Genomic DNA, 23,902 nt, shown 5'->3' with positions numbered 1-23,902 from the left:
AGGCCTATAGATCTTTACAATTTTTTTCAATCGCAAGTCTTACAGCGATTTTTAATCGCGAAAAACTTGTTGTCACCTGTAATCTCTCGATGAGAAGTGGAGCCAATCGGCTTATGAGGTTGCAGGATTGACTGTTATGTCAGATAGCGGTTTAATCGAGTCATTGATTAATCCGTAAAATATCGATATTCTCACCCAATGAACTCAATAACAATACAACAACCCAACGGTTCCGACAGTTCCGAGGGGTCCGCAACCCAGAGAACCTGTAAGGCGTTGCGGCGTATGATCATTCAGGGTGAAATCAAGCCTGGTGAGAAGCTGAAAATCGACGGATTGTGCAAGCGTCTCAATACGGGAGCGTCGCCAGTGCGTGAGGCTCTCAGCCTGTTGTCATCAGGTCATCTGGTTCAACGCAGCGATCAACGAGGCTTTCGAGCAGCCCCCGTCAGTCGTGCAAACTTCGAAGAGATCCTGAAGTTGCGTTGTACCTTGGAGGATATGGCTTTACGCGACAGTATTGCCAATATGGATGAAAAATGGGAGGAGAGTGTCGTTCTGAGCCACCATCGGATGACGCGTAAACCTGTCGAAGAAATTGACGTATTCGAAGAGCATCACAAAAGCTTCCACATGACACTATTGGCTAATTGCCAGGCACCGATCATGTTCGAGTTCTGTTCACAGTTGTACGATCTGAACATCAGATACCGCTTGTTGGCCTTGCGCTCCCTCAACTATCACAACAGGCACGTCACGGACGAGCATCTTGGCATCATGGAGGCGGCTATTGCAGGGGATGCCGAGTTAGCCTCAGAGCGATTGTTAGCGCATTATTGCTCGACTGGTACCTATTTGATGGAATTGTTTGAAAGTGATGATTTGCTGGTCGTTTCTTAGTGCTAGTGTAGTGAAACGTGCTAATCATTCGAATGATTAGCACGTTTCACTACACTAGCAGCTGCATCTGATTTTTCATAATACAAGCTTGTCTGGTTTGAGTCTGATCACAGAAATAACTCTGAAAACCAACCCGTTTCGCTGTTATAAACTAACCTGTAACGCTGATCCAGCGGCTCTACAGCCCGTAAGACTTTCCCAGTGACTCCTCAGGTTGCTGTTTGTCCGGAGACCCGGCCACTGGAGTGGCTGGGTCACTTGTTAGCCGGCCATTGCCACCGGGTGTGTTTCTCGCACCAATCCCACAGTGCGTCGCGTTTTTCCTGTGTGTCGGACTTGCGGGTAGCATTACTCATATTGATATCACGCACCGCCCTGTCATGCCAGAATTGTCCGGAGCGGTTCGCAGGCTCGGCAGCGGCACTCAGCCACATCAGTGTGTCGGCACCCTCGCGAGGGCTGCGCAGTAATCCCAGAGGTTTGAGTACTTTGGAAAAACCTGGCAGAGCATCACTGACACCCGGCGTATCTACCCACCCCGGGTGCAAGGCATGAAAAACTACCTCGTTGGCAGGCACTTTTTCTGCCCAGATTTCATTGAGTACGACCTGGGCTCGTTTAGCGCGAGCGTATTGCTGCATGCCCTGATAGTTGTCGTCGGTCATCTCCAGATGTTCCACACTCAGGCCTTCTGTATACATACCGCCAGAACTCATGGTCAGCACTCTGCCAGGTTCGCGTTGCTGAGCGCTGTGTGGCTGGTGGCCAGATTCCTGAGCAGGGTCAGGGCTGTGATAACCCAATTGTGGAAGTAACAGTGCTGTGAGGAGAAAAGGCGTAACGACCATCAGCTCAACACTCAGGTCGGTGCCGTTATCAGCGCGTTTTCGCTGGTTCAGCAAAATGCCGGCATTATGAGCGAGTACGTCGATCACCGGAAACTGACTGGCTAGTTCTGCAGCGACTCGCTCAACCTCCTCGCGAACCCCCAGATCAGCAATGAAGGCGTGCAAGTCGCTGTTTCCGGATTCCTTGCGCAGCGTTTCCAGAAGGACATTAGCCTTGTCAGGATTACGCGCCACAATGACCAGAGTAGCTCCCGCGTGGGCGTACAGTGAAGCGGCAGCTTCCCCTATGCCGGAGGTGGCACCGGTCAGCACCACTACCTTGCCTACGAGACTATAGGATTCCAGTGGTGGCCAGTGATGGAGGCGGCGTCTGATGCCTGGCCCTATACTGGTAAAACTGGGGACGACTGATTTTTCCATCAGTCTCTCAATCAAGGATGCAGACATGTCAGCTATGCAGTGGCATTGTTATGGGCATATACAACATACGCAGTTGATGGGCCAAGCGATCATGAATGCAGTTCTTGCTGCGCAGAGCAGGCGGTGCCGGTACCGGGTGGCTCTGGTAATCTTCTAGAGTGTTGTTGTGGGTGAGGGCAGTGGCTGCAGATCGTCCGTGGTAATCAGGACTCGCTCATCACGGCGGTTGGCAGCGTAGACGCGAGCCGTGATCTCCTCCATTTGTTGCTTCAGCCGGACACCTGTCTGCAGCATTTGCAACGCTGCAAACTCAATGTCATAGCGACCGCAAGGTTTGCTGGTACAGAAGACAGTCAGGGTGCGATCGCGCGTTTCCTTTTCTGGTACCGCGAGGCCACCACACAAATAGCACTCGATAAAGTTCATGGGATTCAACCGTATTCTGCTTTAGTACTCTCAAGCCGGAAGTCATCATGTCAGGCTGAAGCGGGCCTGTTTGTGAAAAAGCGTGACATTGCCCTTCACTACGCTGAACTTGTTGTTTTTACCTTGCCTATGCAGCGGGTTGTTCTGATAATCAAAATGTGCGTCTGATTGTTTCTTCAATGCACTTGCCACATGGCTTGCCGGTGCTTCAAACTAACAGGGTTCCCATTCACGGTAGAGTCACGGCATCATGGCCGAATCCAAACGTCTTTCTCTTGAAGTCATCGAAGCCTTAGCCACTGAGGTGCTGTTGAAGCACGGATTCTCGGCGGATCAGGCGGGTGCAATTGCTGAAAATGTCACGGTCGCAGAGCGCGATGGTTGTGTCTCACACGGTCTTTTTCGTATCCCGTTTTATGTGCGCACTCTCAAGAGCCCTGCGAGTAATCCAGTCGCCGTACCCACCCTCAGAGTCACTGATTCCTCAGTCGTCCATGTGGATTCCCATGGCGGGTTCTGCCCGCTGTCCTTGCGCATTGGGGAACCAGCCTTGCTGGAGAAAGCGCGTAAGCACGGTATCGCTGCGCTGGCCATCCATCAGGCGATCAACATCGCTGCTCTCTGGCCAGAAGTGGAGCGTCTGGCCGAATCCGGGCTGGTGGTCTTCGCCTTCACTGCTGCTAATGCCTATGTGGCTCCGGCAGGTGGCATAAAGCCGATATACGGCACCAACCCCATGGCATTCGGATTTCCACGCAAAGGTTCACCGCCTCTGGTTTTCGACCAGGCATCCAGCGCCAGTGCCCGTGGCGAGATCCAGTTGCATTTGCGTGAGGGTAAGCCGCTGCCAGAAGGCTGGGCAATCGATAAGGATGGCAACCCCACCACTGATCCGGCTGCTGCGCTGGAAGGTGCACAGCTGCCTTTCGGCGGACACAAGGGGGCAAGTCTCGCCTTGATGGTCGAGTTGCTGGCAGGCGCACTGATCGGCGATGCGTTCAGTGTCGAGGCGTCAGCTAATGATACGCACGGTGCGGGTATCTCTCCGGGTGGGGAGCTGATTTTGGCAATCGATCCGAGTCATTGCAGCGGCTCCACCGACCATCTGGCCCGCTCTGAATATCTGTTCCAGGAAATACTGAACCAACCGGGAACCCGTTTGCCCTCACAGCGTCGCTATAAGGTCAGACAGCAGCATATTGCTGAGGGTGTGGATGTATCGCTGGCAATGCTGAATGAACTGGAACAGTTGAAAAACGACATCGTATGAGTTTGACGCGGCAAACGCCAGATCTGACCGACTATCTGTTACTGGTTTCACTGGCTTTGCTGTTTGGTCTCAGCTTTGCGTTCACCCGGGTTGCCGTGGCAGAGTTGCCGCCGTTGACGATCGCCTCGGGACGGTTGCTGTTAGCGTTTCTGATGCTGTATCCGCTCATGCGTTTACGAGGTCAGAAAATGCCACCTGCTGGCAGGGTATGGCTTGCGATATTTGCCGCCGGTTTTTTTGGAAATGCCTTGCCCTTCACATTGATCAGCTGGGGACAGATGAGGGTCGAGGCTGGCTTGACGGCGATATTCATGGCGATCATGCCGCTGGCAACCGTTCTGCTGGCTCATGTGTTCACGCACGATGAAAAGCTCACACGCTGGAAAGTGATCGGGGTGCTGTTCGGGCTGGTGGGTGTCATCGTGTTGATGGGAGTCTCAGCTCTGAATGCGGTGGGTGAGGACTTATTGCGCCAGGGAGCTATTCTGGCCAGTGCCTTGTCCTACTCAGTCAATGCGCTGATTACACGCAAACTGACGCATCTGCCACGTTGGTCAACCATGACGGCGTTGATGTTCGCCTCCAGTATTCTGCTAGTGCCAGCTTGCCTGTTGTTCGATAGTCCCTGGCAATTGCGACCCTCCTGGGAGGCGCTGAGTGCCTTGATAGCGTTGGCGATCGGACCAACAGCGATTGCCACTGTGATGATTCTGGTCATCATCTCAAGGCAGGGCGTCTCGTTTCTGAGTCAGATAAATTTCATGGTGCCCGTTTTCGGCATGATTGCCGGCGTGCTGATGCTGGGCGAGCGGTTGCCTGCCAATGCCTATTTTGCGCTGGGTTTCATCATGGCAGGTGTCGCTATTTCCAGATTACGCTCACCCGTCGGCTCGACCGCTTAAAGGTGGCGCAGCATGTCAATATGAGGAATACCATCTTCCACATAAACATCGGATATCGCTGAAAACCCCAAAGTGGCATAGAACTTCTGGACACTTTCCTGGGCTGCCAGGCATTGATCACGATCGGGGTAGTGGTCCTGCAAATGCGACATCATTTGCTGCATCAGTGTGCGCGCCAGACCTTTGCCACGAAAGTTCGAGGCGATAACGACACGACCAATCGGGATCGCTGGCAACAACGGGGAAGCACCCTCAGGAGAGTGCTCTGGCCGGCTTGATACGTGGCTTGAGCTATGGATGCCATCAGGCATGGCGCGTGCGTAGGCGGCCAGCTCATTGCCAGCGAAGCCCAGCAGGTGAACAGTCTGCACGGCCGTATCAGAACCATCCAGTTCAGGATAGGCGCAGGTCTGCTCGACCACGAACACATCCACTCGCAGCTTCATGAGTGCAAACAGTTTACGGGTGTCGAGAGAGTCAAACCGGTGGAACTCCCACTTCAGGGAAGGCAGGTCCTGATCATTCGATATTGTCATCTAATGTCTGCTCTCGTCCGGCGTTGAAGTGTCTGTGCTTGTCGAGAGGCTGCGAGTCCGCCGACGTGCTGCCAGTAGCAGCAGCAAGGCGCCCAGTACCGCACCTCCAATGGCACCGTATAAATGTGCATCTACCACCACCTGGCCGCCCGCAACCGACTCGCTGCCCGGCAGCGCACCGCTCAGTTGCTCCCAGCCAAGTTTGCCGATGACGAGCGCCAGTAGAACGCTGGCGGAACGGGGATAGAGCCTGATATCTGCCAGAACACCTGCCAGTATCAGTCCATGTAACGTACCGGAAAAGCCAACGTAACCATGGACTTCGGGGTTGAACAACCACAAGCCAACCCCCACCACAATGCTGGAGAACAGTGTAATCAGTAACCATTGCGTGGCGGAATAGTGTTGCCAGACCAAGGCTACAACCAATGCCAGGCCGGCCATGTTCATCCACAGATGGCTCGGTCCCAGATGCACGAAATTACCAGTGAGCAACAACCACCATGCACCATCGGCTATGGCTGTGCGATTGAAACGCAAGGTCTCATCAAGGCCCATGTATTGCAGGGCAATGCATAGCAGGGCAATGGCAATGGCCAGTCTATGGGCGGGTGAACGGATTACGTTCTCAAGTGATTGAATCATTCAGCAAGCATCGAGTCATACGGGCGGTGCTATCCTCACGGCATAACAGATTAACCCTTTGAGAATACGGGAGAAGTAGGCCTTATGGGCAAACAGATACATCAAGGTGCGGTTTTGACTGCCCGGTGCACAAAGTTCACAGCGAATACGGCGACTGTCAGGCGTAAACGGCAATCAGGTTTTACCTTGATCGAGATCATGGTGGTGGTAGCCATCATCGCAATCCTGGGTGCCACCGTGGTGCCATTGATCATGGATCGACCGAACGAGGCACGCGTGGTGCGAGCCAAGAACGATATCGCTTCATTTTCGTCCGCGCTTGAGCTCTACAAGCTGGATAACTTCAACTACCCATCAACAGAGCAGGGCCTTGAAGCGCTGGTCACCAAGCCGACTGGAGATCCGGAGCCTGCCAACTGGAACGGTCGGGGTTACGTGAAGAAGCTGTCGAAGGATCCTTGGGGTCGCGAATACATCTATCAGAACGAAGAGGGTGATTTTGAAATCATCTCTCTGGGTAACGACGGGGTTGAAGGTGGCGAGGAATTTGACGCCGATATCAGTAACTTTGATCCAAGCTAAGTGATTCCCAGTCCGGCATGTCCGCCGCCCACCCGTCGGCGCGAGCAAGGCTTCACGCTGATCGAGCTACTGGTGGTTGTCACCATCGTCTCGATTCTGGTGGGCGCGGTCGTGATCAATATAGAATTCCGGAATGTGGGCAAGATTGTCCGCGATACCGCACTGCGCACAGGCCTGCTGATGGAGCTGGCCTCTGATCAGGCGGTCTACTCGCGCCAGCAGTTCGGTATCCGGTTTCATCCTGAATCCTATGAGTTCTATATTCTCACCGAGACCGAAGATGATGAGTCGGTCTGGGAAATTGTCGAAGATGGGCAATTGAAGTTCAGAAGCGAAGACGTGGCCATCGAGTTCCAGGTGGATATCTCAGGTCTGCCAATCATTCTCGCCGAGCTGACAGAAGAGCTTGACGATGCGACAGAAGAAGATCCCTTGAAGCCACACATTATCTTTCTGTCGAATGGCGAAATTATTCCTGATTTCCGTATTCGTATCAGTGATCCGGATGGTGAGTATGAGCATGAAGTGGCTGCCGGCGAAGTCTTGCCGATCGTGGTCGAGCAACTGGAAGGCTCGTGAAACAATTTCCTGACAACAAGAAACCGGCACGATCTGGACGCGGCTTCACGCTGATTGAAGTGCTGGTCGCCATGACCATTATTGCCGTCGGAGTCTCGGCCCTGGTCGCCTCCGCAGGCGCCAGTGTCTTTCGCGCCGACTATCTGCGTGATCGCGAGTTCGGGCGCTGGATTGCCAGTAACCGACTTGCCGAACTGCAGTCATTGCCAGCCTGGCCGGACAATGGCACCACGAACACAGAAGTCGAGATGGTCGGACTCGATTGGTTTGTCCGGACGCGAACTCAGGCCGTTTCTGATGACGATCTTCGGCGTGTGGATGTGGAAGTGCGCAGAGACAAGGATGAGGATAGTTATATCTACACCGTTTCCGGCTTCATTGGTAACCCGGCAATAAAAGAGTGAGACAGCGCGGATTCACATTGATAGAGCTGCTGGTCGCCATGTTCCTGCTGGCGATTCTGGGTACGGCCGGCTTTCAGATGCTGTTCCAGGTAACAGCAACGCGCGATCGGCTCGAGGTGCAGTCCAACCGCCTTGGTGAGTTGCAGCGCACTTTCTACTGGCTGGCAGAGGACATTACGCAGATTGCCAACCGTCCAGTGCGCTCGGCAGTGGACGCCGAATTGCCGCCGTTGCTGCTGAATCTTGACGGCGAGAGCCTGTTTGAATTCACTCGTGCAGGTTGGACCAATCCGGCTGCTGATGTATCACCCGCGCGCTCTAACCTGCAGAGAGTCGCCTACGGATTGGAAGGGGACAAGTTGATACGTCAGTACTGGTATCATCTGGACCCGATTGATGAGACGCCCACCCGACGTCGTCAGATGCTCAGTGGTGTCGACTCCCTTGATTTACGTTTTCTGGATAGTTCAGGAGAGTGGCAGGAAAGCTGGCCTCCGGCAGATAGCGAGGATCCGGGTATGCCTATGGCTATCGAATTCAAGCTGGAGCTTGAAGACTATGGTGACGTCACCCGCGTCTTTGCACTGCCTGGATGAAACATGAATTCATGAAAATCGGAGCCGGAGCAACCAGACAGCGTGGAGTTGCCATCATTACCGCCATGTTACTGGTGGCGCTGGGCACGATCACGATGGTTGCCGTCACCAGTCGCCAGCAACTTGACATGCAGCGTGAGCGCAATGAAGGCATTATTTTGCAGGCTCGCGCTTTTGGTGTCAGCGGTGAACGTTTTGCGGCCGCTATTCTGTTTCGCGACGTGGAGACTGGTCTGCGGGAAAATACCGACTCGCTCGATGATGACTGGGCGCAGACCATTCCTCCCATTCCGATCGACACTGCCACCATTCAGGGCTGCATCGTGGATATGCAGGGACGCTTCAATCTGAACAACCTGGTCAATGAGGAAGGCGTCGCGGCAGAATTCTATGTGGGTCAGCTCAAACGGCTGCTGATAGAGCTGAATATCGATGAGAGCAAAGCGGAGGCTATTCTTGACTGGGTTGATACGGATGTGAATGCCACCGTCCCCGATGGCGCCGAGGACGATTACTACACCGGGCTTGAATCAGGTTATCGGGCTGCAAACGCGCCGTTTGTGAGTGCCAGCGAATTGCAGTTGGTGAAAGGCTTCAGCAGCGCTGTCAAGGCTGAGGCTGAAGACTACGAGTTACTGTTACCTCATATATCTGCTTTGCCAACGGATAACGGCCCTACCCCCGTCAACGTCAATACGGCGACGCCTGAAGTGTTGGCATCGCTCTCGGATGAGATCAAACCACTGGCTGCTGACCTATCGCGTTGGGACACCGGCGCATATGAAGACTATCCTGAGTGTGAGAACATCTTTGATCTGAGTGCCGACGACGGGCCGGAGACCTTGGGTGGGGACGAACGTGACTTGGAACCCTATGAGAGCACGATATTATTCGATCAACAGGTAGATTCAGCCGATACTGGTGCGGATGCTGCTCCAGCAGGTACTTACGATGTGCGTTCGAACTACTTTCAAGTGCGCATAGATGTCGTGGCTGAAGGCATCAAGTTATCTCAGTTCACTCTGTTTGAACGCAGTGGTGAAGGCAAGACGCGAGTGCTCTACCGCTCTCGCGATACGCTTTAGAAACAGGAAATATCGTGTCAAAACACGTCATTATTTATATGCCCCGTGTCGGGGAGGATAGCGTCCAATGGACCGAATCTGACGACAGCGGACGACTAACCAGTGGCGTGAAAGTCAGCTCACTGGAAGAGGTTGCCGAGCTGGTCGAAGGTCGCCGTGTCACACTGATTCTGCCTGCAGACGATGTTCTGCTGGCTGAGGCCAGGGTGCCCGGCAATTCGCTTGCGCGAGCTCAACAGGCGGTTCCCTTCGCTCTGGAGGAACAAGTCGCTGATGATGTTGATGAGCTGCACTTCGCACTTGGTGCCAAAGGCCGTGATGATGTATACCCGGTTGCCGTCATCTCTCAGCAGGTGATGGAAGCTGTGACTGATCAGTGCCAACTGGTTGGTCTGCGACCCACTGTGATCGTGCCCGAAACTCTGGCTCTGCCGCAGCTGGAAGGCAGTGCACCTGACATCCGGGCCTGGACGGCATTGCTGGATGGTGATCAGGCAGTGATCAGACTGGATGGCAACAAGGGGTTTGCAACTGACTCAGGCATGGCCAGCATCATGCTGGAAGGTGCTCGTGAAGCTCTGGATGGTGATGTCAGCGCATCGCTGGTCATTTTTCGCACAGAGAACTCTGGCACGTTGACAGTGCCGGAACAGATTGATGTCGAGGTTCGACCGGTAGAGCACCGGCTGGCACTGTATGCCAGTGGCCTGGTGACATCCCCCTATATCAATCTGTTGCAGGGTGTCTATAACCCCAAGAAGAATTTCGACAAGACCTGGAAACCATGGCGCTGGACCGCTGGGCTGGCCGCCTGTCTGGTGCTGGCTCTGTTTGCTGGCAAATGGCTGGATGTACGGCAACTGTCCAGTGAAGAGGCGATATTGGATGCTCAGATAAAGCAGTCCTTTGAGGAAGCCATGCCGGGTGCACGCATGCAGCGACCGCAACGCCAGATACAAGCGGCGCTGGATAGGCTGAGTGGCAGCAATACGGATGGTTTCACCAATCGTATGGCTCAGATCGCCGCCAGCCTTGCAACTCAGCCGCAGACCGAACTGAAGACAATCGGCTATCGTAGTGGTCGTTTTGATCTGGATCTGAATACCGATGCTGTGCCCACTCTGGACGCGCTCAAATCTGAGCTGGCCAATCGTGGCTCGTTGGGAATGACCGTACAATCGGCCAATCGTGAAAATAATTCCGTGCGCGGTCGCGTGCGCATTGAATGAAGGAGCTTAAATCCCGATGAAAGACTGGTATCTGAGGCAGTCCCCGCGCGATCGATTGATCGTCATGATCGTCGCTGTTCTGACAATCATCAGTTTGCTGTATGCCGTAGCGTGGTATCCACTGCAAGCTAGGAAGACAAGCCTTGAACAGGCGTTGGTCAGCAAGCAAGAGACTCTGGAGTTCATACGCCGGGCAGGTGTACAGCTGCGGGCCTCTGCAGGTAATGACAATACTGCCAAGACCTCTGACAAGGCACCGTACCTGCTGATCGATGAAGTGATTCGGCAAGCCAAAATGGATCCGCCTGAGCGTGTGGAGCCCAGTGGCGCCAACGGTGCGCGCGTCCAGTTTGGTGAGGTCGAGTTTGACAAGCTGGTCGCGGTGCTCGCCGAGCTTGAGCTGTATGGGCTGGAGATTTCCACTCTGACCATCAGCCGCAAGAATCCGGGTACCGTCAGCGCACGTTTCAACATGGAGCGCAGTTGATGCGGACTTTCCGTCTCTGCCTTCTCGGGCTAGTCGCTTACCTGATTGCTGTTGTCGTGCTGTTTCCAGCGGCACCAGTGGTTAACCATTTTCGACCGCAGTTAGGTCCGGTGGCACTGGAAGGTGTCAAGGGCAAGCTCTATAACGGCGTTATCGATCGAGTCCGTTCAACGGATGACTTGCTGCCACTGGAGTTTCGCAATGTCGGCTGGGTTCTGTCGCCCAAGGCACTGCTTGGTGGTGCTGCCGGTGCTGCCATCCGTTTTGATGGTTACGGTGGTAGCGGTAGTGTCGATGTCGCCCGTAGTTTCAACGGTAATGTGACCATCAGTGACTTGGACTACACGGCTCAGGCCAAGGAGCTGGAAGTGTTGTTGCCAGTGCCTATCGCCAGTTTCACCGGCGAGTTGCTGGTCCAGATCGACAAGCTGGTTCTGGTCAATGATCTGTTGAAATCGGCCAACGGGAAGCTGACCTGGAATAACGCAGCTCTGGAGACCCCGGTGCAAACTTCTCTGGGGACAGTGAATGTCATCATCGAGCCCAAGGATGAAAAATCCCATGTCATCAATGTTAGTGCTGTGGGTGGTGAGGTACTAATGGATGGTTCTGCTACAGTTAGTCTCAATGGTGACTTTGCCACCAATATATTGTTTACACCTTCACCGGATGCCTCTTCTGCTGTTATTAATGGGTTGCGACAAATGGGTAGGGCCGATGCTCAAGGGCGTGTCCGTCTGCAAAGACAGGGCAACGTCAATCGTCTAATGTAGACTCAGGATTTGTTTTAATCAGCCGCTAGGCTAAACAGGACCCCACGACACTCGCAGCATGAGTATCGCACTAGAGATTGCCGACCGACTTACCCACGAAGCGCTTGCAATTGCACGCCAGGCCGGTACCCGTATCGTCGAGGTGTACAAAGGCGAAAACTGCGAAGTTGCCTACAAGTCTGATGAGACGCCAGTGACCACTGCGGACCTGGCGGCCCACCACATCATTCTGCACGAGCTGCAGCAATTGATGCCTTGTCTGCCGGTGCTCTCCGAAGAATCCGACGGCATCTCTTTTGAAGAGCGTCACGGATGGCCAGCCTACTGGCTTGTCGATCCTCTGGATGGCACCCGGGAATTCCTGCGACGCAATGGTGAATTTTCCGTCAACATCGCTTTGGTTGTTGGTAACCGACCGATAGCTGGCGTTATCGTTGCGCCCGTGTTGGACATCGCCTACTTTGCCACGCAGGGAGTTGGTGCTTTCAAACAGATTGGCAGCAGCGAGCCACAGCCTATACATGTACGCTCGGCCCCATCAAAAATCACGGTGGCTCGCAGTCGGTGTCCGACTACCGGGCCTCGGTTGCAGCAGTTCCTGAATGGTATTGGCAAGCACGACGAAATCCCCATGGGCTCAGCTCTGAAGTCTTGCCTGGTGGCAGAAGGTGCTGCCGACATTTACGCTCGTCTTGGGCCTACAGGTGAGTGGGATACGGCCGCAGCTCAGTGTATTGTTGAAGAGGCTGGCGGCTATATTCGCGACATGCGCAGTCGGGATCTGACCTACAACATGCGTGAGTCTCTGATCAATCCCCAGTTTCTCGTCTATGGTGATGATCAGATCGATTGGAACAAACACGTGCCTCCCGAAGCACAAAAAGCCTGACACCTAGCCTGGATTATTCATGAACTGCAGAATTCTCGCTTGCCCCCAGCATCCACAGGAAATCCCCCTCGGTCGGAAATACAGTCTGTATTCCGCTCCCTCACGGAATTCCCTGTGAATACAGGGTCCGTCGCGATAATCCTACACTTCATGAATAGTCCAGGCTAGTTAATTACAGGATTTCCCGACAAATCCTCAAGTGTCCGATATAAACTGCTGGCTGGACAAACTTCTGGCGATGTGTGAGCAGATTATTCAAGACCCCTGAAGAGGCTGAGGCCGCTTTCTATGAGGCCATCGAGAGGGCTGATATCAAGGCGCTCGATGCCGTTTGGTCCGATGACGATAATATTGTCTGCGTGCATCCTGGTGCCTCGCGCATAGAGGGCCGTAAAGCGGTAATGGACAGTTTCGTCGAGCTTTTCGCAGACGCACCCATTCTCACTTTCTCCATTGTTGATGCCCTGTATACGGGAAATGAAGGATTGGCGGTGCATCTGGTTCGTGAAGAAATCGAACTGGATGGCGAGGTCGTCAGCATTCTGGTCTCAACCAATATCTACCATGTTGAGGGAGGCGGTTGGCGCATGCTGCTACATCACTCTTCGCCAGAGCCTGATTCGGCATTCGATGATGACTACGACGATTTTCATGGGTTTGACGACACAGGCTTTGATGATCTGGACGATGAGCTGGATGAACTCGAAGAAGAGGCGCCTCGCCCACCGGTTCTGCACTAAGGACTGAAGACAGTGGGACGTATGAGAGGCGAACTGTACCGTGACCAACAATCCTCGGTCTCGCCCTCCTGGCTGATCAACGGCAGGTCACGCTATGCGATTCGGACCATAACCCAGCTCGACTATCACAGCATCAGGATGCCCAAGGCACCTGCCCGGCTGATGTTGCTGGTAGGGGCTGTGCTGAGTGTTGCCAGTCTGCGATTTATCGTGATTGGTGCTCAACCAGCGGTCATACCGTTCATCATGCTGGCCGGTAGTCTGATTCTGGTCACTGGATCGGCCTGTGCCTTACGTCTGGCGCGATCGCAATTTCGTGTGGATGTGACACTGCAGGATGGAGTGCGCATCTCGTTGATGCGTACCAGGCAGGCTCAGGCAGATAATCTGTTGGAAGCACTCAGTGATGCCGTGGATTGCCAGCAAAGCAGCGTTGGTGAACTACCGAGTGTGAGTTCGCCGACCAGCCTGAGCAGTCATCCGTTGCGACAGAGCGTTGCACAGCCTGACGAAGCACCGTTCGGTGCAGCGCCGATCGACGAAGCACCGATCGACGAAGCACCGACCGGTGCGGCACAGTCTTCGCTCAGAACACCTGCGCGCAATATCAGCCCTGTCATCGCTACAGAGCCGCAGCGCCTCAGAGACCGTGTTGTGCGGCTCTCCGGGTTGCTGGCTACTCTGCGACGGCGTGGTCGGCCTGCTGATTCAGCATGACCATGAGGATGCCGGAAACCATCAGTGCGCTGGCGACATAGAAGAGAACGGTAGGCACTTCGTTGTAGAGGAAATAGGCAATGACACCTGCCACGATGAACTGCGCAAGCATCATCATGCCCACCGTCTGACCACGCATGTTCTGCATGGCAAAATTCAGAGCCGAGTGTCCGATGACCGTGGAGACCGCTGCCAGGCCAAATACCATCAGCAGATTCCAGTTCTCCAGTGTCGGTGCAACCGGTCCGAACAGCGGTGCCGCAAGCAGTGAGGTGAGGCCAGCAACCGCGTAGACCGGCACCACATATAGCCAGATGCTCGGCAGTTGGCTGTGATGCCTGGCAAGCGCCAGATAAAGGGCGAACAGAAACATCGATAACAGGCAGATGGAGTCGCCCAGAAAATGACCGGCGCTCAATTGAAGATTATCAACCGCCAGTACGGCCAGGCCACTGACGGCCAGAGCGGTAGCCAGCCACTCGCGACGCTGCATGACTTCACCAAACATCATCCACAGTAACAAGGGCATTGCCAGTGGTACCAGATTGACGATGATCGTGGCGTTGGCGCCCAGGCTCAGGCGTGCCCCGATTACCCAGCTGATGAAATGGGCGCTGAGTACGATGCCGGGTAATAACGAGCGGCGCAGAACCTGTGCATAAGGCAAGTCACCGTATTTATGCCGTGCCATCAGATAGGCGGGGCTGAGCAGGACTACCGCCAGCAAGACGCGCCAGGCGGCCAGCATGACCGGAGGTTCGGTGCTTTCGCGAATAAAGATGAAGGAGCAGGCAGTTGCCACGACACCAATCATCAAGATGATCCAGCACAGCAGGGGGGAGGCGGTAGTCTTCACGGTTCGATAGAGAAGTCGTAATCAATAATGAGAGGCGCGTGGTCGGAGAACATCTTGTCTCGATAAACACGTGTGCGTTGTACCTGCTCTGCCAGATCGTCGCTGGTTATCTGATAATCGATGCGCCAGCCGACATTGTTGGCACGAGCCTGGCCGCGTTGTGACCACCAGGTGTATTCATGTTCCTTCTGAGGCAATTGGCGAAAGGCGTCACAGTAGCCATGCTTGTCAAATAGTTCGCTCAGCCATGTGCGTTCTTCGGGGAGAAAACCTGAGTTTTTCTTGTTGCCGCGCCAGTTACGAATATCCGCCTCAGTGTGCGCAATGTTCCAATCGCCACAGATCACAACAGATCGATTCTGAGCGCGTAGTTTCTGCAGATGCGGCAGGAACGCATCCATCATTCGATATTTGTATTCCTGTCGGATCTCGCCACTACTGCCCGACGGCAAATAAAGGGATATGACGGACAGATTGCCAAACTGTGCCTCAAGATAGCGGCCTTCCTGGTCGATCCAGTCAATACCTAGACCATGAATGATTTTCTGGGGCGTGTGGCGGGTAAATAGCGCTGTGCCGCTGTAGCCTTTTTTCACGGCATCGTGATAATGACACTCGAACTTTGCCGGATGGAAGACCGGGTCGGTCAGCTGCCACTCCTGAGCCTTGGTTTCCTGGATGCAGACGACGTCTGCCCGTTGCCGGTTAAGCCAGGTGAAAAAGCCTTTGGTAGCCGCTGAGCGAATGCCGTTGAGGTTAGCGGTGATGATTCTCATGAGCCGGATTGTACACCTGTGTAACGCTGCGCAATCGCATCGCGATGGCACTCACATAAACCAGTTTCTGCACTCATTTTTTGCGGCAGCATGACGCTACGCTCTAAACAGCTTAGATGAATCGGTTAATGGTTACAGGCATCGTCATGTCTGCGCCCAGTCACAGATATCGCCCCGCAAGCAGGAGTAACGGAGTGCCCTCATGTTTCAATTTATAAAAACTGGCAGGCCACAGCGCGAGTGTACCGTGACAGCCCGTAATGTACGTCCCGTTGGCCTGCTGGGTACGGCGATTGGCGTTCTGTTGGGTCTGGGTTGTGCGAATGTGCACGCCGAGGCCGTTTACAAGTACGAGGAACGTGGTCTGGTTGTCTATCAGGACCGAGCTCCCGATTCGAAACAGGACAATGGGCACAGTATCCTGAATAACCAGGGCGTCGTACTCCAGCAGGTGCTCAGTCGCAATGATCGTCGCGAAGCGCGCAAGGTAGAGCGCCAGCTGGAGCTGTCCCGCATTCGTGACAGGGCCTTGCTGGCAACCTTTACCACCGAAGAGGATCTGGTGCGCACCCGGGATGACCGCGTTGGCATGATCGATGGACTTATCAGTCGCCTGGATGACCGAATTCGCATTCTTTCAGAGCGCCTTGCGGTGGTCGGCAAGCGTATCCAGATGCAGGAACAGGCCAATGACAAGGGCAAGGCTCAGGATTCCTTGTATACCGAACAGCGCAGCATTCAGCGCAATATCGAAAATGCCTGGTCATTGATCGACTCCAAAGCGGCAGAGCGTAGTGAAGTTGCCGATAAATTCGATGATGATCTGATTCGCTATCGTGAATTGAAAGCCGAGCGTAGCTAGGAGCCTGGCTGCGAGATAGAAACTCTCGCGGCTGCGAAATATCGAGCAAGCTTGTATGGTGTAGGGCATCGACTCTCATCATGAAAGCCCTGACTCATGACACTGCCTGCATCTTCTCCTGAACAACTGGGTCTGGACCCTGTCCGCCTGCAACGACTTGAGCAATGGCTTGAACAACAGGTAGAACAGAACCGTGTTGCCGGTGCCAGTGTGCTGGTGGGGCGACATGGTTATACCGCGTTATTCAAATCGGCAGGCTTGGCCCGTGCCGCCAGTGAACACGGTAGCGCTCAGCCGTTCGATCGTGACACCTTGGTACGTCTGTATTCGATGACGAAGCCGGTGACGACGGTTGCCGCCATGATGCTCTATGAACAGGGTTATTTTCAGCTGGACGACCCGGTTGCCTGGTATCTGCCTGCTTTCGCCGACACGCCGGTGTGGGATGGCAGCATGCCGTCCAGCGAGGCAGGCGCCGATGCCATTCTGCAACATGTCGAACCACAGCAGACACCGATGACTGTGCGTCAGCTGATGACTCACACCGCAGGTCTGAGCTACAGCTTCATGCAGGCCACGCCTGTCGACAGTTACTACCGCGAGCATGATCTGACATTTCCAGGTTCGACCACATCACTGGCTGATCTGGTTGAGCGTCTGGCCAAGGCGCCGTTGCTGTGTCAGCCAGGTAGCCAATGGAACTACAGCGTTTCAACCGACGTTCTGGGTCGACTGGTGGAAGTGTGGTCAGGGCAGAGCCTGGACGAGTATTTTCGCGAGCATATCTTTGCTCCACTGCAAATGCACAACACCGGTTTCCATGTCGAACCTGAGCATCATGAGCGTTTTGCCGACATGATGGGACCGGCTGCAGGGGGTGATCTGGGGGATGTCAGTGCCGCTGGTGAGAACTTGACTCCAGAGCAGGACAGCGCCAAGTTGTCGACCGCCAGAGCGGCTGCCCGTGGTTTTAGTCATGCTGCGCCACGTTTGCTGGATCCTGCAATGGACAGTAGCTTTTTACAGGCCCCGTCGCTGTTTTCCGGTGGCGGTGGACTGACAGGCAGTATTGATGACTTTGCACGCTTCACGCAGATGCTGCTCAATGGCGGAGAGTTGGATTCAAAACGGCTGCTGTCGAGCAAAACCGTTGAATTCATGCGCCAGAACCAGTTGCCGGGCAATGTTGATATGGCTGCTATGGGGCAGGCGGTATGGAGCGAAACCAGCTATCAGGGAATCGGCTTCGGGTTGGGTTTTGCAGTGGTGCTGGATCCTGTTGATGCGCAGATGATCACCTCTGCCGGTGAGTATCACTGGGGTGGTGCTGCCAGTACCTTCTTCTGGATAGATCCGGTTGAAGATCTCTTCGTGATATTCCTGACGCAACTGTACCCATCGTCAACGTATCCCATGCGTCGTGAGCTGCGAACCATGCTGTATCAGGCTCTGAGCGATTAAACGTGAATCAGCAATGGTTCTGGATGATCAAGTTCATCTGTCGAGCTGAACAGCGGTATAACGTTGTACCAGGCCTTGAAGCTGCGCAGACATATCCGAAAGATCCTCGGCGGCCTTGTTGACCTGGTCAGAGGCCTGCTGGTTAGACCGGGCTTTCTCGGCCACCCCTTCGATAATGGAGGATATGGCCTGACTGCCCTCGGCCGTTTGCAGAACCGATCGGCTTATTTCCTGGGTCACACTGGCTTGTTCTGATATTGCAACAGTAACCGACGACTGTATGGCGCTGATCTTGTCGATGATGATGCTGATGGACTCGATGGCAGAAACCGCAGAGTCTGTGTCGGTCTGAATATCACTGATTCTTGATTGAATCTGCTCTGTGGCGCGAGCGGTCTCCTTGGCCAGTTCCTTGACCTCAGTTGCCACAACAGCGAAACCTTTACCGGCTTCACCGGCTCGAGCAGCTTCTATGGTGGCATTCAATGCCAGCAAGTTGGTCTGTTCGGCAATGGAATTGATGACCTTGACGACATGCCCGATACCGATGCTACTGTCAGCCAGTTTGCGGACGGTGATGTTTGTCGAGCGGGCCAGTTTGACGGCATCTGCGGCGACAGATTCGGCTTCACGCGTATTGCGCGCAATCTCTTTGATGGATGAATTCATCTCTTCGGTAGCGCCTGCGACACTATCAACACTGAGGCCAACATCTGCGGTCAGGGTTGAGGCTTCCATGGCATTTTCGGTGTTTGAGGAGGCCATGTCGTTCATGTCGACTGACAGACTAGTCAGGCTTTTTGATGCCTGACTCAGTTGCGATGCGTTCAGATTGATACTGCTCATGCTGTTACGCAATCCGGTGAATAACGTATCGAGAGCACTGCCCATCTGGCCAGCCAGATCGTCTCCGCTGGTATCGATCGGGTGTGACAGATTGCCATCTGCCGCCGCACTCACGGCTGCCAGCAACTGGTCTACGCGTTGTTGCAGGATATCGGCACGCTCTTTTTCTGTGGCTGACTGAGCTTGTTCCATTTTGTGCCTGGTGACTTCAGTATCACGAATTTTCTGCTCGCGTTCGGCCTCTTTGCGCTCCTGTGCCCTTTGCTCTTCGGTGAGTTGTATGCGCTCTTCGTGGAGTCCTGCGGCCTCCAGTGCATTGTGGCGAAACACCTCGACTGTGCGTGCCAGATCAGCTAGTTCATCGCTTCCAGTGCAGTTAACGGATACATCGTGATCACCATCTGCCAGAGAGCGCAGTGCGCTGATTGTCTGCAGCAGGCGCGCAAGAATGTCTCTTGAAATAAGCAGCCAGAATATGAGACCGGTAATAAGGATGCTTGATAGTGAGACGGCCAGTAATTCCATTCGACTTGTATTAATCAGCGACAACATGCCATTACCAGCATCAACAACATTGGTACGGCTTGTTCGGACTTGTTCGACAAGATCGTTGATGAAGCTTTCCTGCGTAAGATTCAGTTGATCTTTGATGACAGCGACTTGCTGCAAATCATGCAGGACGGTATTTTTCATCTCGAAAATGCCTGAGTCGATAGCGCCCAATTCCAGCAGTCGGGAAATGCCACTTTCGATCTCGATTGTTTCAGCCTGGCTGCCAATGATCACCAAGTTGGATTGGATGCGTGCCTGGGCCGCAACAAAACGATCTGTCAACGGTTGCAGATCAGCGCTATTGGATACCTGTGAGAGCTCTCCGAATATTCCGCCCAGTGTATTCAGCTCCGCTCTCATTTCCAGCAAGCTGACGACTTTCTCCGTGCCCTCGCTTATTATTGCCGGTAAAGTCTCCCAGAGACTGTTACTCAATTTTCGACCGGTTTCGTATATCAGTGAATGACCCGTATCGACGAGTTGCACCAGCTGGGTGCTGATGGTTTTATCCAGTGTCGCCAGCTCATTTTGCAGGTTCATGATCTCTGCCTGGCCAAGCGTGTCAAACCATGCCTTGTCATAGATGGATTCACTACCGCTTACCAGAACTGTCAGCCTCTCCAGTGAGCGATCGAATGCGCTTAGCTCAGTGGTCTCGAGCATGGTCAGATCCACGCGTTTGCTTTTTATCTGGGCGAGCAGATAGTTGGCTCTGCGTTGTTTGTCTGAAAGGAATTCTGCAGAACGATCACGGGTAGAGTCGGAAAGGTCGTATATCAGGGCGGTGGAATTAACCTCTGTTTGCAGAGAGTTGACGATGAAGCTGATTTGTTCATAAAGCAGTGTATCCAGAAGATCTGTATTCTCGGCAAATATGTCTTCTGTCAGAATCACTAAATCGAAAGTTGCCGTATCGATGATTTCCAGTAGCTGCAGATTGACTGTCTGCAGTGTCTGATTGATCTCAACCATGGATTGCTCCACAGGTTGGGCATTAGACAGCTCGGTCTTCACCACCTCATACAGACGATCAATCTGGGTTTGGACCTGCTCAATTGATTGAGTATTGTCGTGCATGATTGAGCTGGCACGTTCTCCCAGCTCTGTGTTCTCACGCCCTACCAGTTGTCTGATTTTTTCAGCCCGTGTGTTCAGATTGCCATAGTGTTCATTTGCTTGTTGCAGTGTCTTGGAGTCACCTAATGAGGGCACCATGGCACTGATTTGCAGCCCCAGTTGTGTCAACTCCATGGACTCAGCCATAAAAGGCACGCTCTGCTGCGTTATCTCCTTCATGGCGACTGAAAACCGTGAAAATGCAAACAAGGCGATAGCACTTGCGACAAGTGTCGTTGCCAGAATAAGGCCGAATGCAAACAGCAGTTTAGGCTTGATTCCCAGTTTAGGTTTGTTCATGGCTCAAGCAATAGATATTGTTTCGCATAGTGATTGCAGTTGTAATCATGATTAGTCAGTTAGGCAGAGACAGGCCGTTGCTAGGGAAGCTCGGCGGTGTGCACGCTGTCTTTCAGGTTATCGACGTAGGCGTAAGAGCCGTCCTTCTGCAATACGGAGAGATACACTTTGTCCATGCCTTGGTTGTCTTCAGGTCCATAGCTCAGCAGGACGCCGCCGACATCCAGAGTCACCTTGCGCTGTTGGAACACATCGATCAGCTTTTGTCGGGTAAGCGCAGGTCCTGCTTTCTCGAGTGCGGTTATCAGGAGGCGGCCAACCAGATAGCCTTCAAGGGAAACAAAGCCTGCTTCTGCGTCCGGAGAGGCGTTGTTCAATGCGACATGATAATCATTGACCAAGGGCAAGCTCTTGTCCTCGTAGAACGGCACTACCTGCGTCACGATCACACCACTACCAGCGGAGCCGAGTTCGGTCGCCAAGGCCTTGCTGCCAACAAAGGAGATTGTGACGAACCTGGAGTTCAGTCGAACTTTTTCAGCAAGCTTGACGAAGGCTGCGATAGGCTTATAGGAGCCCACCATGACAACGGCATCCGGTTTTGCCTTGCGAATTTTCAGCAACGCACTCTTTACAGCAACGGTGTTGCGTATATAGGTTCCTTCTGCAACCAGAGACATATTGCGTTTTTCCAGCGCCTTTTTTACGCCGGAAAGTCCAGCTCGACCAAATGAGTCATCCTGGTAGAGAATGGCAATTTTCTTGCTGTCCAGATCCTCGGTCAGATGCTGGATCCAGGCTTCGGTTTCCTGGTCATAGGTGCCACGGACATTGATGACATGGCTGTTCTGTGGGTCGCGAAGAAAGCCTGCACCCGTAAAGGGTCCGATAAACGGAATATCGGCATCTTTGGCGATGGGTTGGGTCGCTTTGGCGGTCGGCGTACCAACGGCGCCTATCAGGGCAAACACCTTGTCCTCATTGATCAGTTTGTAAGTGTTCTCGATGGCACGATCGGGTTCGTAGCCGTCATCGTAGGTAACCAGCTCTATCTTGCGGCCATGCACGCCACCGCGCTGATTAGCTTCGTTGAATGCTGCGACAAGACCTTCTCGCATGCCAAGACCCAATGCCTCTGCCGGGCCTTCGAAGGCGGCAGACTGACCGACAAGAATTCGGTCAGGGAACACGCCGGGTGTTTCAGCCAGACAGATGGAGGCGGCAAGGCTGCTGATTGCAACCAGAGCCACTCTGGGCAGATTCTTCCAAACCGCGTATCCCATCTGCAATGCACCTGTCGATTTATCATCTCTGGGTATATAAGCGACAGATCAGCAAGAGCCTAAAGCTGAGTTGTAATATTTATCTTGTCGATAAGCAATACGATAGGTATCGGTGATTACTTGAACTCGCCCTGGAAAACCTGCAACGGCTGACGAATCCCATAGGCACTGGAACGAACCCGTAGCAGGAATTGTGTGCCCGTATTCAGTCCGGTCAGTCTGATGGATTCTCGATCGAAGTGATTTTTGGGGTAGAAGCGCACGACATCCTCGGAAATGTCCAGTTCATATCCGGCACTCTTATGCTCTTCATTAGATAGACGCACCGGTTCGGGCATCATCAGCGCACGCTCATGGCCGGTTCGAAGGTGCAAAAATATGGGCTGCCAGTTGAAGAAAGATTTGCGAGAATCTACCCACTGTCCAGTCGGGACAATTTTTTTGTGATCTACGTCTTGTTGTGCCAGGGAGGGCGTCGCGACGCAGAGCAAGAACAGGCCGGATAGCAGCAGTGAGAGGGGGATTTTCAGAAATATTTTTTTGCACATGGTCGAAGCGTATGAGGTTTGATGGGTGCGAAGCTGTACGTTACATTGTTATTCTGCCCTCATTGAAGCTACTGGTGCCGATGTTGGTATTTAACTGTGACGCCCGTTTGACTATGCGGACTGATGCAGCCTGTTGCAGGTAGTGCATGGTGTAAAGTTAGGCGATTATTTCAGAACCGAGGGCAAGGGGTGAAACGTTTACGAAAACAGGGGCTTGTTGCTCTTTGCATGCTCAGCGCATTGATTGCGGGTTGTGCATCACCATCGCTATCGGGGCTGGCCGTAGAAGTTGAGAAGCCTGTCCCAGAGCGGCCTGTCTCAGTGCAGGCTGTCGCAGGGAAATCTGTCGCAGAGAAGTCTGTTTCAGCGCAGCCTGTCTCGGATCAATCGTCTGAGCCAGGGGGCATGCAGCAAATTGCCGCAGATTTCACCGGCATGCTGGTACAGATCAAGGATCTGCAACCAGCGAACACAACGTTGCTGTGGAGCGATGTCACTCGATCGGCGGGGCCATTTGCAGCAGTGTTGAAGGCGGGTCTGACGGAGTCGGGTTACGATTTGGTGATCAGCGATGATCGGGACAATGATCTGGCCGTCGGTTTTTTCAAGGTGGAAGATTCCCATTCGAGCGATGGTATTTCGGGAACCTATATCATCAGTGTTGGTGACAGGCAGCTACAGCGCAGCTATCGCCTTCTGAGTGACGGGGTGCTGGTGGCTAACAGCGAGATGACGTTGCGTGGTACCGATGCAACGGGAATCAAGCGGCACTTAGCCTCCATGCCTACCCTCGACCCCTCGAAGATTCAAACCGGTGAGCCAAAGCCGGAGCCGGAATTACCTGAGATAGATACGCAGAAACAATACGCCGGAGTGCAGAACCTGGCTGCTGAGTCCTTTGCCAATGAGCCCTTCACGGACCTGTTCAATGTCCACGAAGAGATTTTGAGATTCGATCGCGAGTCACTTGAGGTGAGTGAGCAAAGTCTGGGCTTGCTGCAAATTCTGGCGACCAAACTTGAAACCGATACCGACCTGGTGGTCGTGGTGGGTTGTTCGCAGGTGGAGTCTCAGCTGGAAAACGGCAATGCCGAACTGGCAGTGGCTCGTGCGCAGGTCATCAGCAAGGGGTTGCAGAAGGCGGGTGTACCTGAGCGCAATATTTTTGAAGCGGGCTGCTGGGCGGATGAAGTCCTCGATCTGAGATTCCCGCAACACGGAGTGGTGCTCACTCTGAAGCGGGAAGTAAGCTCGTCTTGAGAGCTCGTTAAGCT

General features: G+C 53.7%; 26 protein-coding genes. 17 read left to right on the top strand and 9 right to left on the bottom strand.

What is annotated here, in order from left to right; genetic code table 11:
- The first annotated feature begins 198 nt into the window (after positions 1–198).
- On the top strand, positions 199–900 hold the full coding sequence (locus IMCC3135_RS32670) for a GntR family transcriptional regulator (protein ID WP_088921411.1): 702 nt from the start codon (positions 199–201) through the stop codon (positions 898–900).
- A 254-nt stretch (positions 901–1,154) separates the two neighbouring features.
- Here the strand turns inward: IMCC3135_RS32670 and IMCC3135_RS32665 are convergent, their stop codons facing one another.
- A complete protein-coding gene (locus IMCC3135_RS32665) occupies positions 1,155–2,168 on the bottom strand; it encodes an SDR family NAD(P)-dependent oxidoreductase (protein WP_157736496.1) in 1,014 nt (337 codons plus the stop codon).
- 153 nt (positions 2,169–2,321) lie between these two features.
- Positions 2,322–2,594, bottom strand: a complete 273-nt coding sequence (locus IMCC3135_RS32660; RefSeq protein WP_088921409.1) for a hypothetical protein — start codon at positions 2,592–2,594, stop codon at positions 2,322–2,324.
- A gap of 250 nt (positions 2,595–2,844) precedes the next feature.
- Here IMCC3135_RS32660 and IMCC3135_RS32655 point away from each other — a divergent pair, with 250 nt between their 5' ends.
- Entirely contained in the window at positions 2,845–3,864 is a 1,020-nt protein-coding gene (locus tag IMCC3135_RS32655; RefSeq protein ID WP_088921408.1) for an Ldh family oxidoreductase, read from the top strand.
- Positions 3,861–4,766 (top strand): DMT family transporter, encoded by a 906-nt coding sequence (locus tag IMCC3135_RS32650; RefSeq protein ID WP_088921407.1) that lies wholly within the window; start codon positions 3,861–3,863, stop codon positions 4,764–4,766. Before IMCC3135_RS32655 ends, IMCC3135_RS32650 begins: the two co-directional genes overlap by 4 nt.
- Here the strand turns inward: IMCC3135_RS32650 and IMCC3135_RS32645 are convergent.
- Positions 4,763–5,302 carry a GNAT family N-acetyltransferase gene (locus IMCC3135_RS32645; protein WP_088921406.1) on the bottom strand — a complete coding sequence of 180 codons (540 nt, stop codon included), beginning with the start codon at positions 5,300–5,302 and terminating at the stop codon, positions 4,763–4,765. The two genes, IMCC3135_RS32650 and IMCC3135_RS32645, sit on opposite strands and share 4 nt — an antisense overlap.
- Positions 5,303–5,947: a rhombosortase gene (gene rrtA, locus IMCC3135_RS32640; protein WP_088921405.1), complete on the bottom strand. Its 645-nt coding sequence runs from the start codon at positions 5,945–5,947 to the stop codon at positions 5,303–5,305.
- A gap of 84 nt (positions 5,948–6,031) precedes the next feature.
- Here rrtA and gspG point away from each other — a divergent pair, with 84 nt between their 5' ends.
- From gspG to IMCC3135_RS32585, 11 genes are all read left to right on the top strand, one after another.
- Positions 6,032–6,529, top strand: coding sequence for a type II secretion system major pseudopilin GspG (gene gspG / locus IMCC3135_RS32635; RefSeq protein WP_088921404.1), 498 nt, complete (start codon positions 6,032–6,034; stop codon positions 6,527–6,529).
- Positions 6,530–7,108 carry a type II secretion system protein gene (locus IMCC3135_RS32630; RefSeq protein ID WP_088921403.1) on the top strand — a complete coding sequence of 193 codons (579 nt, stop codon included), beginning with the start codon at positions 6,530–6,532 and terminating at the stop codon, positions 7,106–7,108. It abuts the gene before it with no gap.
- Positions 7,105–7,512, top strand: coding sequence for a type II secretion system minor pseudopilin GspI (gene gspI, locus IMCC3135_RS32625; RefSeq protein WP_088921402.1), 408 nt, complete (start codon positions 7,105–7,107; stop codon positions 7,510–7,512). The genes IMCC3135_RS32630 and gspI overlap by 4 nt, the downstream gene beginning before the upstream one ends.
- Positions 7,509–8,108 carry a type II secretion system minor pseudopilin GspJ gene (gene gspJ, locus IMCC3135_RS32620; RefSeq protein WP_088921401.1) on the top strand — a complete coding sequence of 200 codons (600 nt, stop codon included), beginning with the start codon at positions 7,509–7,511 and terminating at the stop codon, positions 8,106–8,108. The genes gspI and gspJ overlap by 4 nt, the downstream gene beginning before the upstream one ends.
- 11 nt (positions 8,109–8,119) lie before the next feature.
- The gene (gene gspK / locus IMCC3135_RS32615) at positions 8,120–9,193 is read left to right on the top strand and encodes a type II secretion system minor pseudopilin GspK (protein ID WP_157736495.1); all 1,074 of its coding nucleotides are present in this window, start codon (positions 8,120–8,122) and stop codon (positions 9,191–9,193) included.
- A 14-nt stretch (positions 9,194–9,207) separates the two neighbouring features.
- On the top strand, positions 9,208–10,422 hold the full coding sequence (gene gspL / locus IMCC3135_RS32610; RefSeq protein WP_157736494.1) for a type II secretion system protein GspL: 1,215 nt from the start codon (positions 9,208–9,210) through the stop codon (positions 10,420–10,422).
- A 16-nt stretch (positions 10,423–10,438) separates the two neighbouring features.
- A complete protein-coding gene (gene gspM / locus IMCC3135_RS32605; RefSeq protein ID WP_088921398.1) occupies positions 10,439–10,909 on the top strand; it encodes a type II secretion system protein GspM in 471 nt (156 codons plus the stop codon).
- The gene (gene gspN, locus IMCC3135_RS32600; protein ID WP_088921397.1) at positions 10,909–11,682 is read left to right on the top strand and encodes a type II secretion system protein N; all 774 of its coding nucleotides are present in this window, start codon (positions 10,909–10,911) and stop codon (positions 11,680–11,682) included. Before gspM ends, gspN begins: the two co-directional genes overlap by 1 nt.
- A 58-nt stretch (positions 11,683–11,740) precedes the next feature.
- Complete coding sequence (gene cysQ, locus IMCC3135_RS32595; protein ID WP_088921396.1) at positions 11,741–12,571, top strand: 3'(2'),5'-bisphosphate nucleotidase CysQ; 831 nt, start codon at positions 11,741–11,743, stop codon at positions 12,569–12,571.
- Positions 12,572–12,813: 242 nt separating this feature from the next.
- Positions 12,814–13,311 (top strand): YybH family protein, encoded by a 498-nt coding sequence (locus tag IMCC3135_RS32590; protein WP_088921395.1) that lies wholly within the window; start codon positions 12,814–12,816, stop codon positions 13,309–13,311.
- 12 nt (positions 13,312–13,323) lie between these two features.
- A complete protein-coding gene (locus IMCC3135_RS32585) occupies positions 13,324–14,028 on the top strand; it encodes a hypothetical protein (RefSeq protein WP_157736493.1) in 705 nt (234 codons plus the stop codon).
- Here the strand turns inward: IMCC3135_RS32585 and IMCC3135_RS32580 are convergent.
- Positions 13,988–14,884 (bottom strand): DMT family transporter, encoded by an 897-nt coding sequence (locus IMCC3135_RS32580; RefSeq protein ID WP_088921393.1) that lies wholly within the window; start codon positions 14,882–14,884, stop codon positions 13,988–13,990. The two genes, IMCC3135_RS32585 and IMCC3135_RS32580, sit on opposite strands and share 41 nt — an antisense overlap.
- Positions 14,881–15,660 (bottom strand): exodeoxyribonuclease III, encoded by a 780-nt coding sequence (locus IMCC3135_RS32575; RefSeq protein WP_088921392.1) that lies wholly within the window; start codon positions 15,658–15,660, stop codon positions 14,881–14,883. The genes IMCC3135_RS32580 and IMCC3135_RS32575 overlap by 4 nt, the downstream gene beginning before the upstream one ends.
- A gap of 202 nt (positions 15,661–15,862) precedes the next feature.
- Between IMCC3135_RS32575 and IMCC3135_RS32570 the strand changes: the two genes are divergently transcribed.
- Both IMCC3135_RS32570 and IMCC3135_RS32565 read left to right on the top strand, forming a co-directional pair.
- The gene (locus IMCC3135_RS32570; protein ID WP_088921391.1) at positions 15,863–16,522 is read left to right on the top strand and encodes a hypothetical protein; all 660 of its coding nucleotides are present in this window, start codon (positions 15,863–15,865) and stop codon (positions 16,520–16,522) included.
- 96 nt (positions 16,523–16,618) lie between these two features.
- Positions 16,619–17,983 (top strand): serine hydrolase domain-containing protein, encoded by a 1,365-nt coding sequence (locus IMCC3135_RS32565; RefSeq protein WP_088921390.1) that lies wholly within the window; start codon positions 16,619–16,621, stop codon positions 17,981–17,983.
- Positions 17,984–18,016: 33 nt separating this feature from the next.
- Here the strand turns inward: IMCC3135_RS32565 and IMCC3135_RS32560 are convergent, their stop codons facing one another.
- The 3 genes from IMCC3135_RS32560 to IMCC3135_RS32550 all read right to left on the bottom strand — a co-directional run bounded on the left by IMCC3135_RS32560 (position 18,017) and on the right by IMCC3135_RS32550 (position 22,628).
- Positions 18,017–20,797 carry a methyl-accepting chemotaxis protein gene (locus tag IMCC3135_RS32560; protein ID WP_088921389.1) on the bottom strand — a complete coding sequence of 927 codons (2,781 nt, stop codon included), beginning with the start codon at positions 20,795–20,797 and terminating at the stop codon, positions 18,017–18,019.
- Positions 20,798–20,877: 80 nt separating this feature from the next.
- Positions 20,878–22,080 carry an ABC transporter substrate-binding protein gene (locus tag IMCC3135_RS32555; protein WP_088921388.1) on the bottom strand — a complete coding sequence of 401 codons (1,203 nt, stop codon included), beginning with the start codon at positions 22,078–22,080 and terminating at the stop codon, positions 20,878–20,880.
- Between the two features lie 116 nt (positions 22,081–22,196).
- Positions 22,197–22,628 carry a hypothetical protein gene (locus tag IMCC3135_RS32550; protein WP_088921387.1) on the bottom strand — a complete coding sequence of 144 codons (432 nt, stop codon included), beginning with the start codon at positions 22,626–22,628 and terminating at the stop codon, positions 22,197–22,199.
- A 189-nt stretch (positions 22,629–22,817) separates the two neighbouring features.
- Here IMCC3135_RS32550 and IMCC3135_RS32545 point away from each other — a divergent pair, with 189 nt between their 5' ends.
- Positions 22,818–23,888: an OmpA family protein gene (locus tag IMCC3135_RS32545; protein WP_157736492.1), complete on the top strand. Its 1,071-nt coding sequence runs from the start codon at positions 22,818–22,820 to the stop codon at positions 23,886–23,888.
- Positions 23,889–23,902: the final 14 nt, after the last annotated feature.

This window comes from Granulosicoccus antarcticus IMCC3135 (assembly GCF_002215215.1).
GTDB classification, from domain to species: domain Bacteria; phylum Pseudomonadota; class Gammaproteobacteria; order Granulosicoccales; family Granulosicoccaceae; genus Granulosicoccus; species Granulosicoccus antarcticus.
This window is presented reverse-complemented; position numbering and strand designations above follow the sequence as displayed.

What these genes read in the sequence shown, in the direction of transcription:
- IMCC3135_RS32670 (WP_088921411.1), top strand. Translation starts at nt 199, where the DNA reads ATGAACTCAATAACAATACAACAACCCAACGGTTCCGACAGTTCCGAG.
- IMCC3135_RS32665 (WP_157736496.1), bottom strand. Translation starts at nt 2,168, where the DNA reads ATGGAAAAATCAGTCGTCCCCAGTTTTACCAGTATAGGGCCAGGCATC.
- IMCC3135_RS32660 (WP_088921409.1), bottom strand. Translation starts at nt 2,594, where the DNA reads ATGAACTTTATCGAGTGCTATTTGTGTGGTGGCCTCGCGGTACCAGAA.
- IMCC3135_RS32655 (WP_088921408.1), top strand. Translation starts at nt 2,845, where the DNA reads ATGGCCGAATCCAAACGTCTTTCTCTTGAAGTCATCGAAGCCTTAGCC.
- IMCC3135_RS32650 (WP_088921407.1), top strand. Translation starts at nt 3,861, where the DNA reads ATGAGTTTGACGCGGCAAACGCCAGATCTGACCGACTATCTGTTACTG.
- IMCC3135_RS32645 (WP_088921406.1), bottom strand. Translation starts at nt 5,302, where the DNA reads ATGACAATATCGAATGATCAGGACCTGCCTTCCCTGAAGTGGGAGTTC.
- rrtA (WP_088921405.1), bottom strand. Translation starts at nt 5,947, where the DNA reads ATGATTCAATCACTTGAGAACGTAATCCGTTCACCCGCCCATAGACTG.
- gspG (WP_088921404.1), top strand. Translation starts at nt 6,032, where the DNA reads ATGGGCAAACAGATACATCAAGGTGCGGTTTTGACTGCCCGGTGCACA.
- gspK (WP_157736495.1), top strand. Translation starts at nt 8,120, where the DNA reads ATGAAAATCGGAGCCGGAGCAACCAGACAGCGTGGAGTTGCCATCATT.
- gspM (WP_088921398.1), top strand. Translation starts at nt 10,439, where the DNA reads ATGAAAGACTGGTATCTGAGGCAGTCCCCGCGCGATCGATTGATCGTC.
- gspN (WP_088921397.1), top strand. Translation starts at nt 10,909, where the DNA reads ATGCGGACTTTCCGTCTCTGCCTTCTCGGGCTAGTCGCTTACCTGATT.
- cysQ (WP_088921396.1), top strand. Translation starts at nt 11,741, where the DNA reads ATGAGTATCGCACTAGAGATTGCCGACCGACTTACCCACGAAGCGCTT.
- IMCC3135_RS32575 (WP_088921392.1), bottom strand. Translation starts at nt 15,660, where the DNA reads ATGAGAATCATCACCGCTAACCTCAACGGCATTCGCTCAGCGGCTACC.
- IMCC3135_RS32570 (WP_088921391.1), top strand. Translation starts at nt 15,863, where the DNA reads ATGTTTCAATTTATAAAAACTGGCAGGCCACAGCGCGAGTGTACCGTG.
- IMCC3135_RS32565 (WP_088921390.1), top strand. Translation starts at nt 16,619, where the DNA reads ATGACACTGCCTGCATCTTCTCCTGAACAACTGGGTCTGGACCCTGTC.
- IMCC3135_RS32560 (WP_088921389.1), bottom strand. Translation starts at nt 20,797, where the DNA reads ATGAACAAACCTAAACTGGGAATCAAGCCTAAACTGCTGTTTGCATTC.
- IMCC3135_RS32555 (WP_088921388.1), bottom strand. Translation starts at nt 22,080, where the DNA reads ATGGGATACGCGGTTTGGAAGAATCTGCCCAGAGTGGCTCTGGTTGCA.
- IMCC3135_RS32550 (WP_088921387.1), bottom strand. Translation starts at nt 22,628, where the DNA reads ATGTGCAAAAAAATATTTCTGAAAATCCCCCTCTCACTGCTGCTATCC.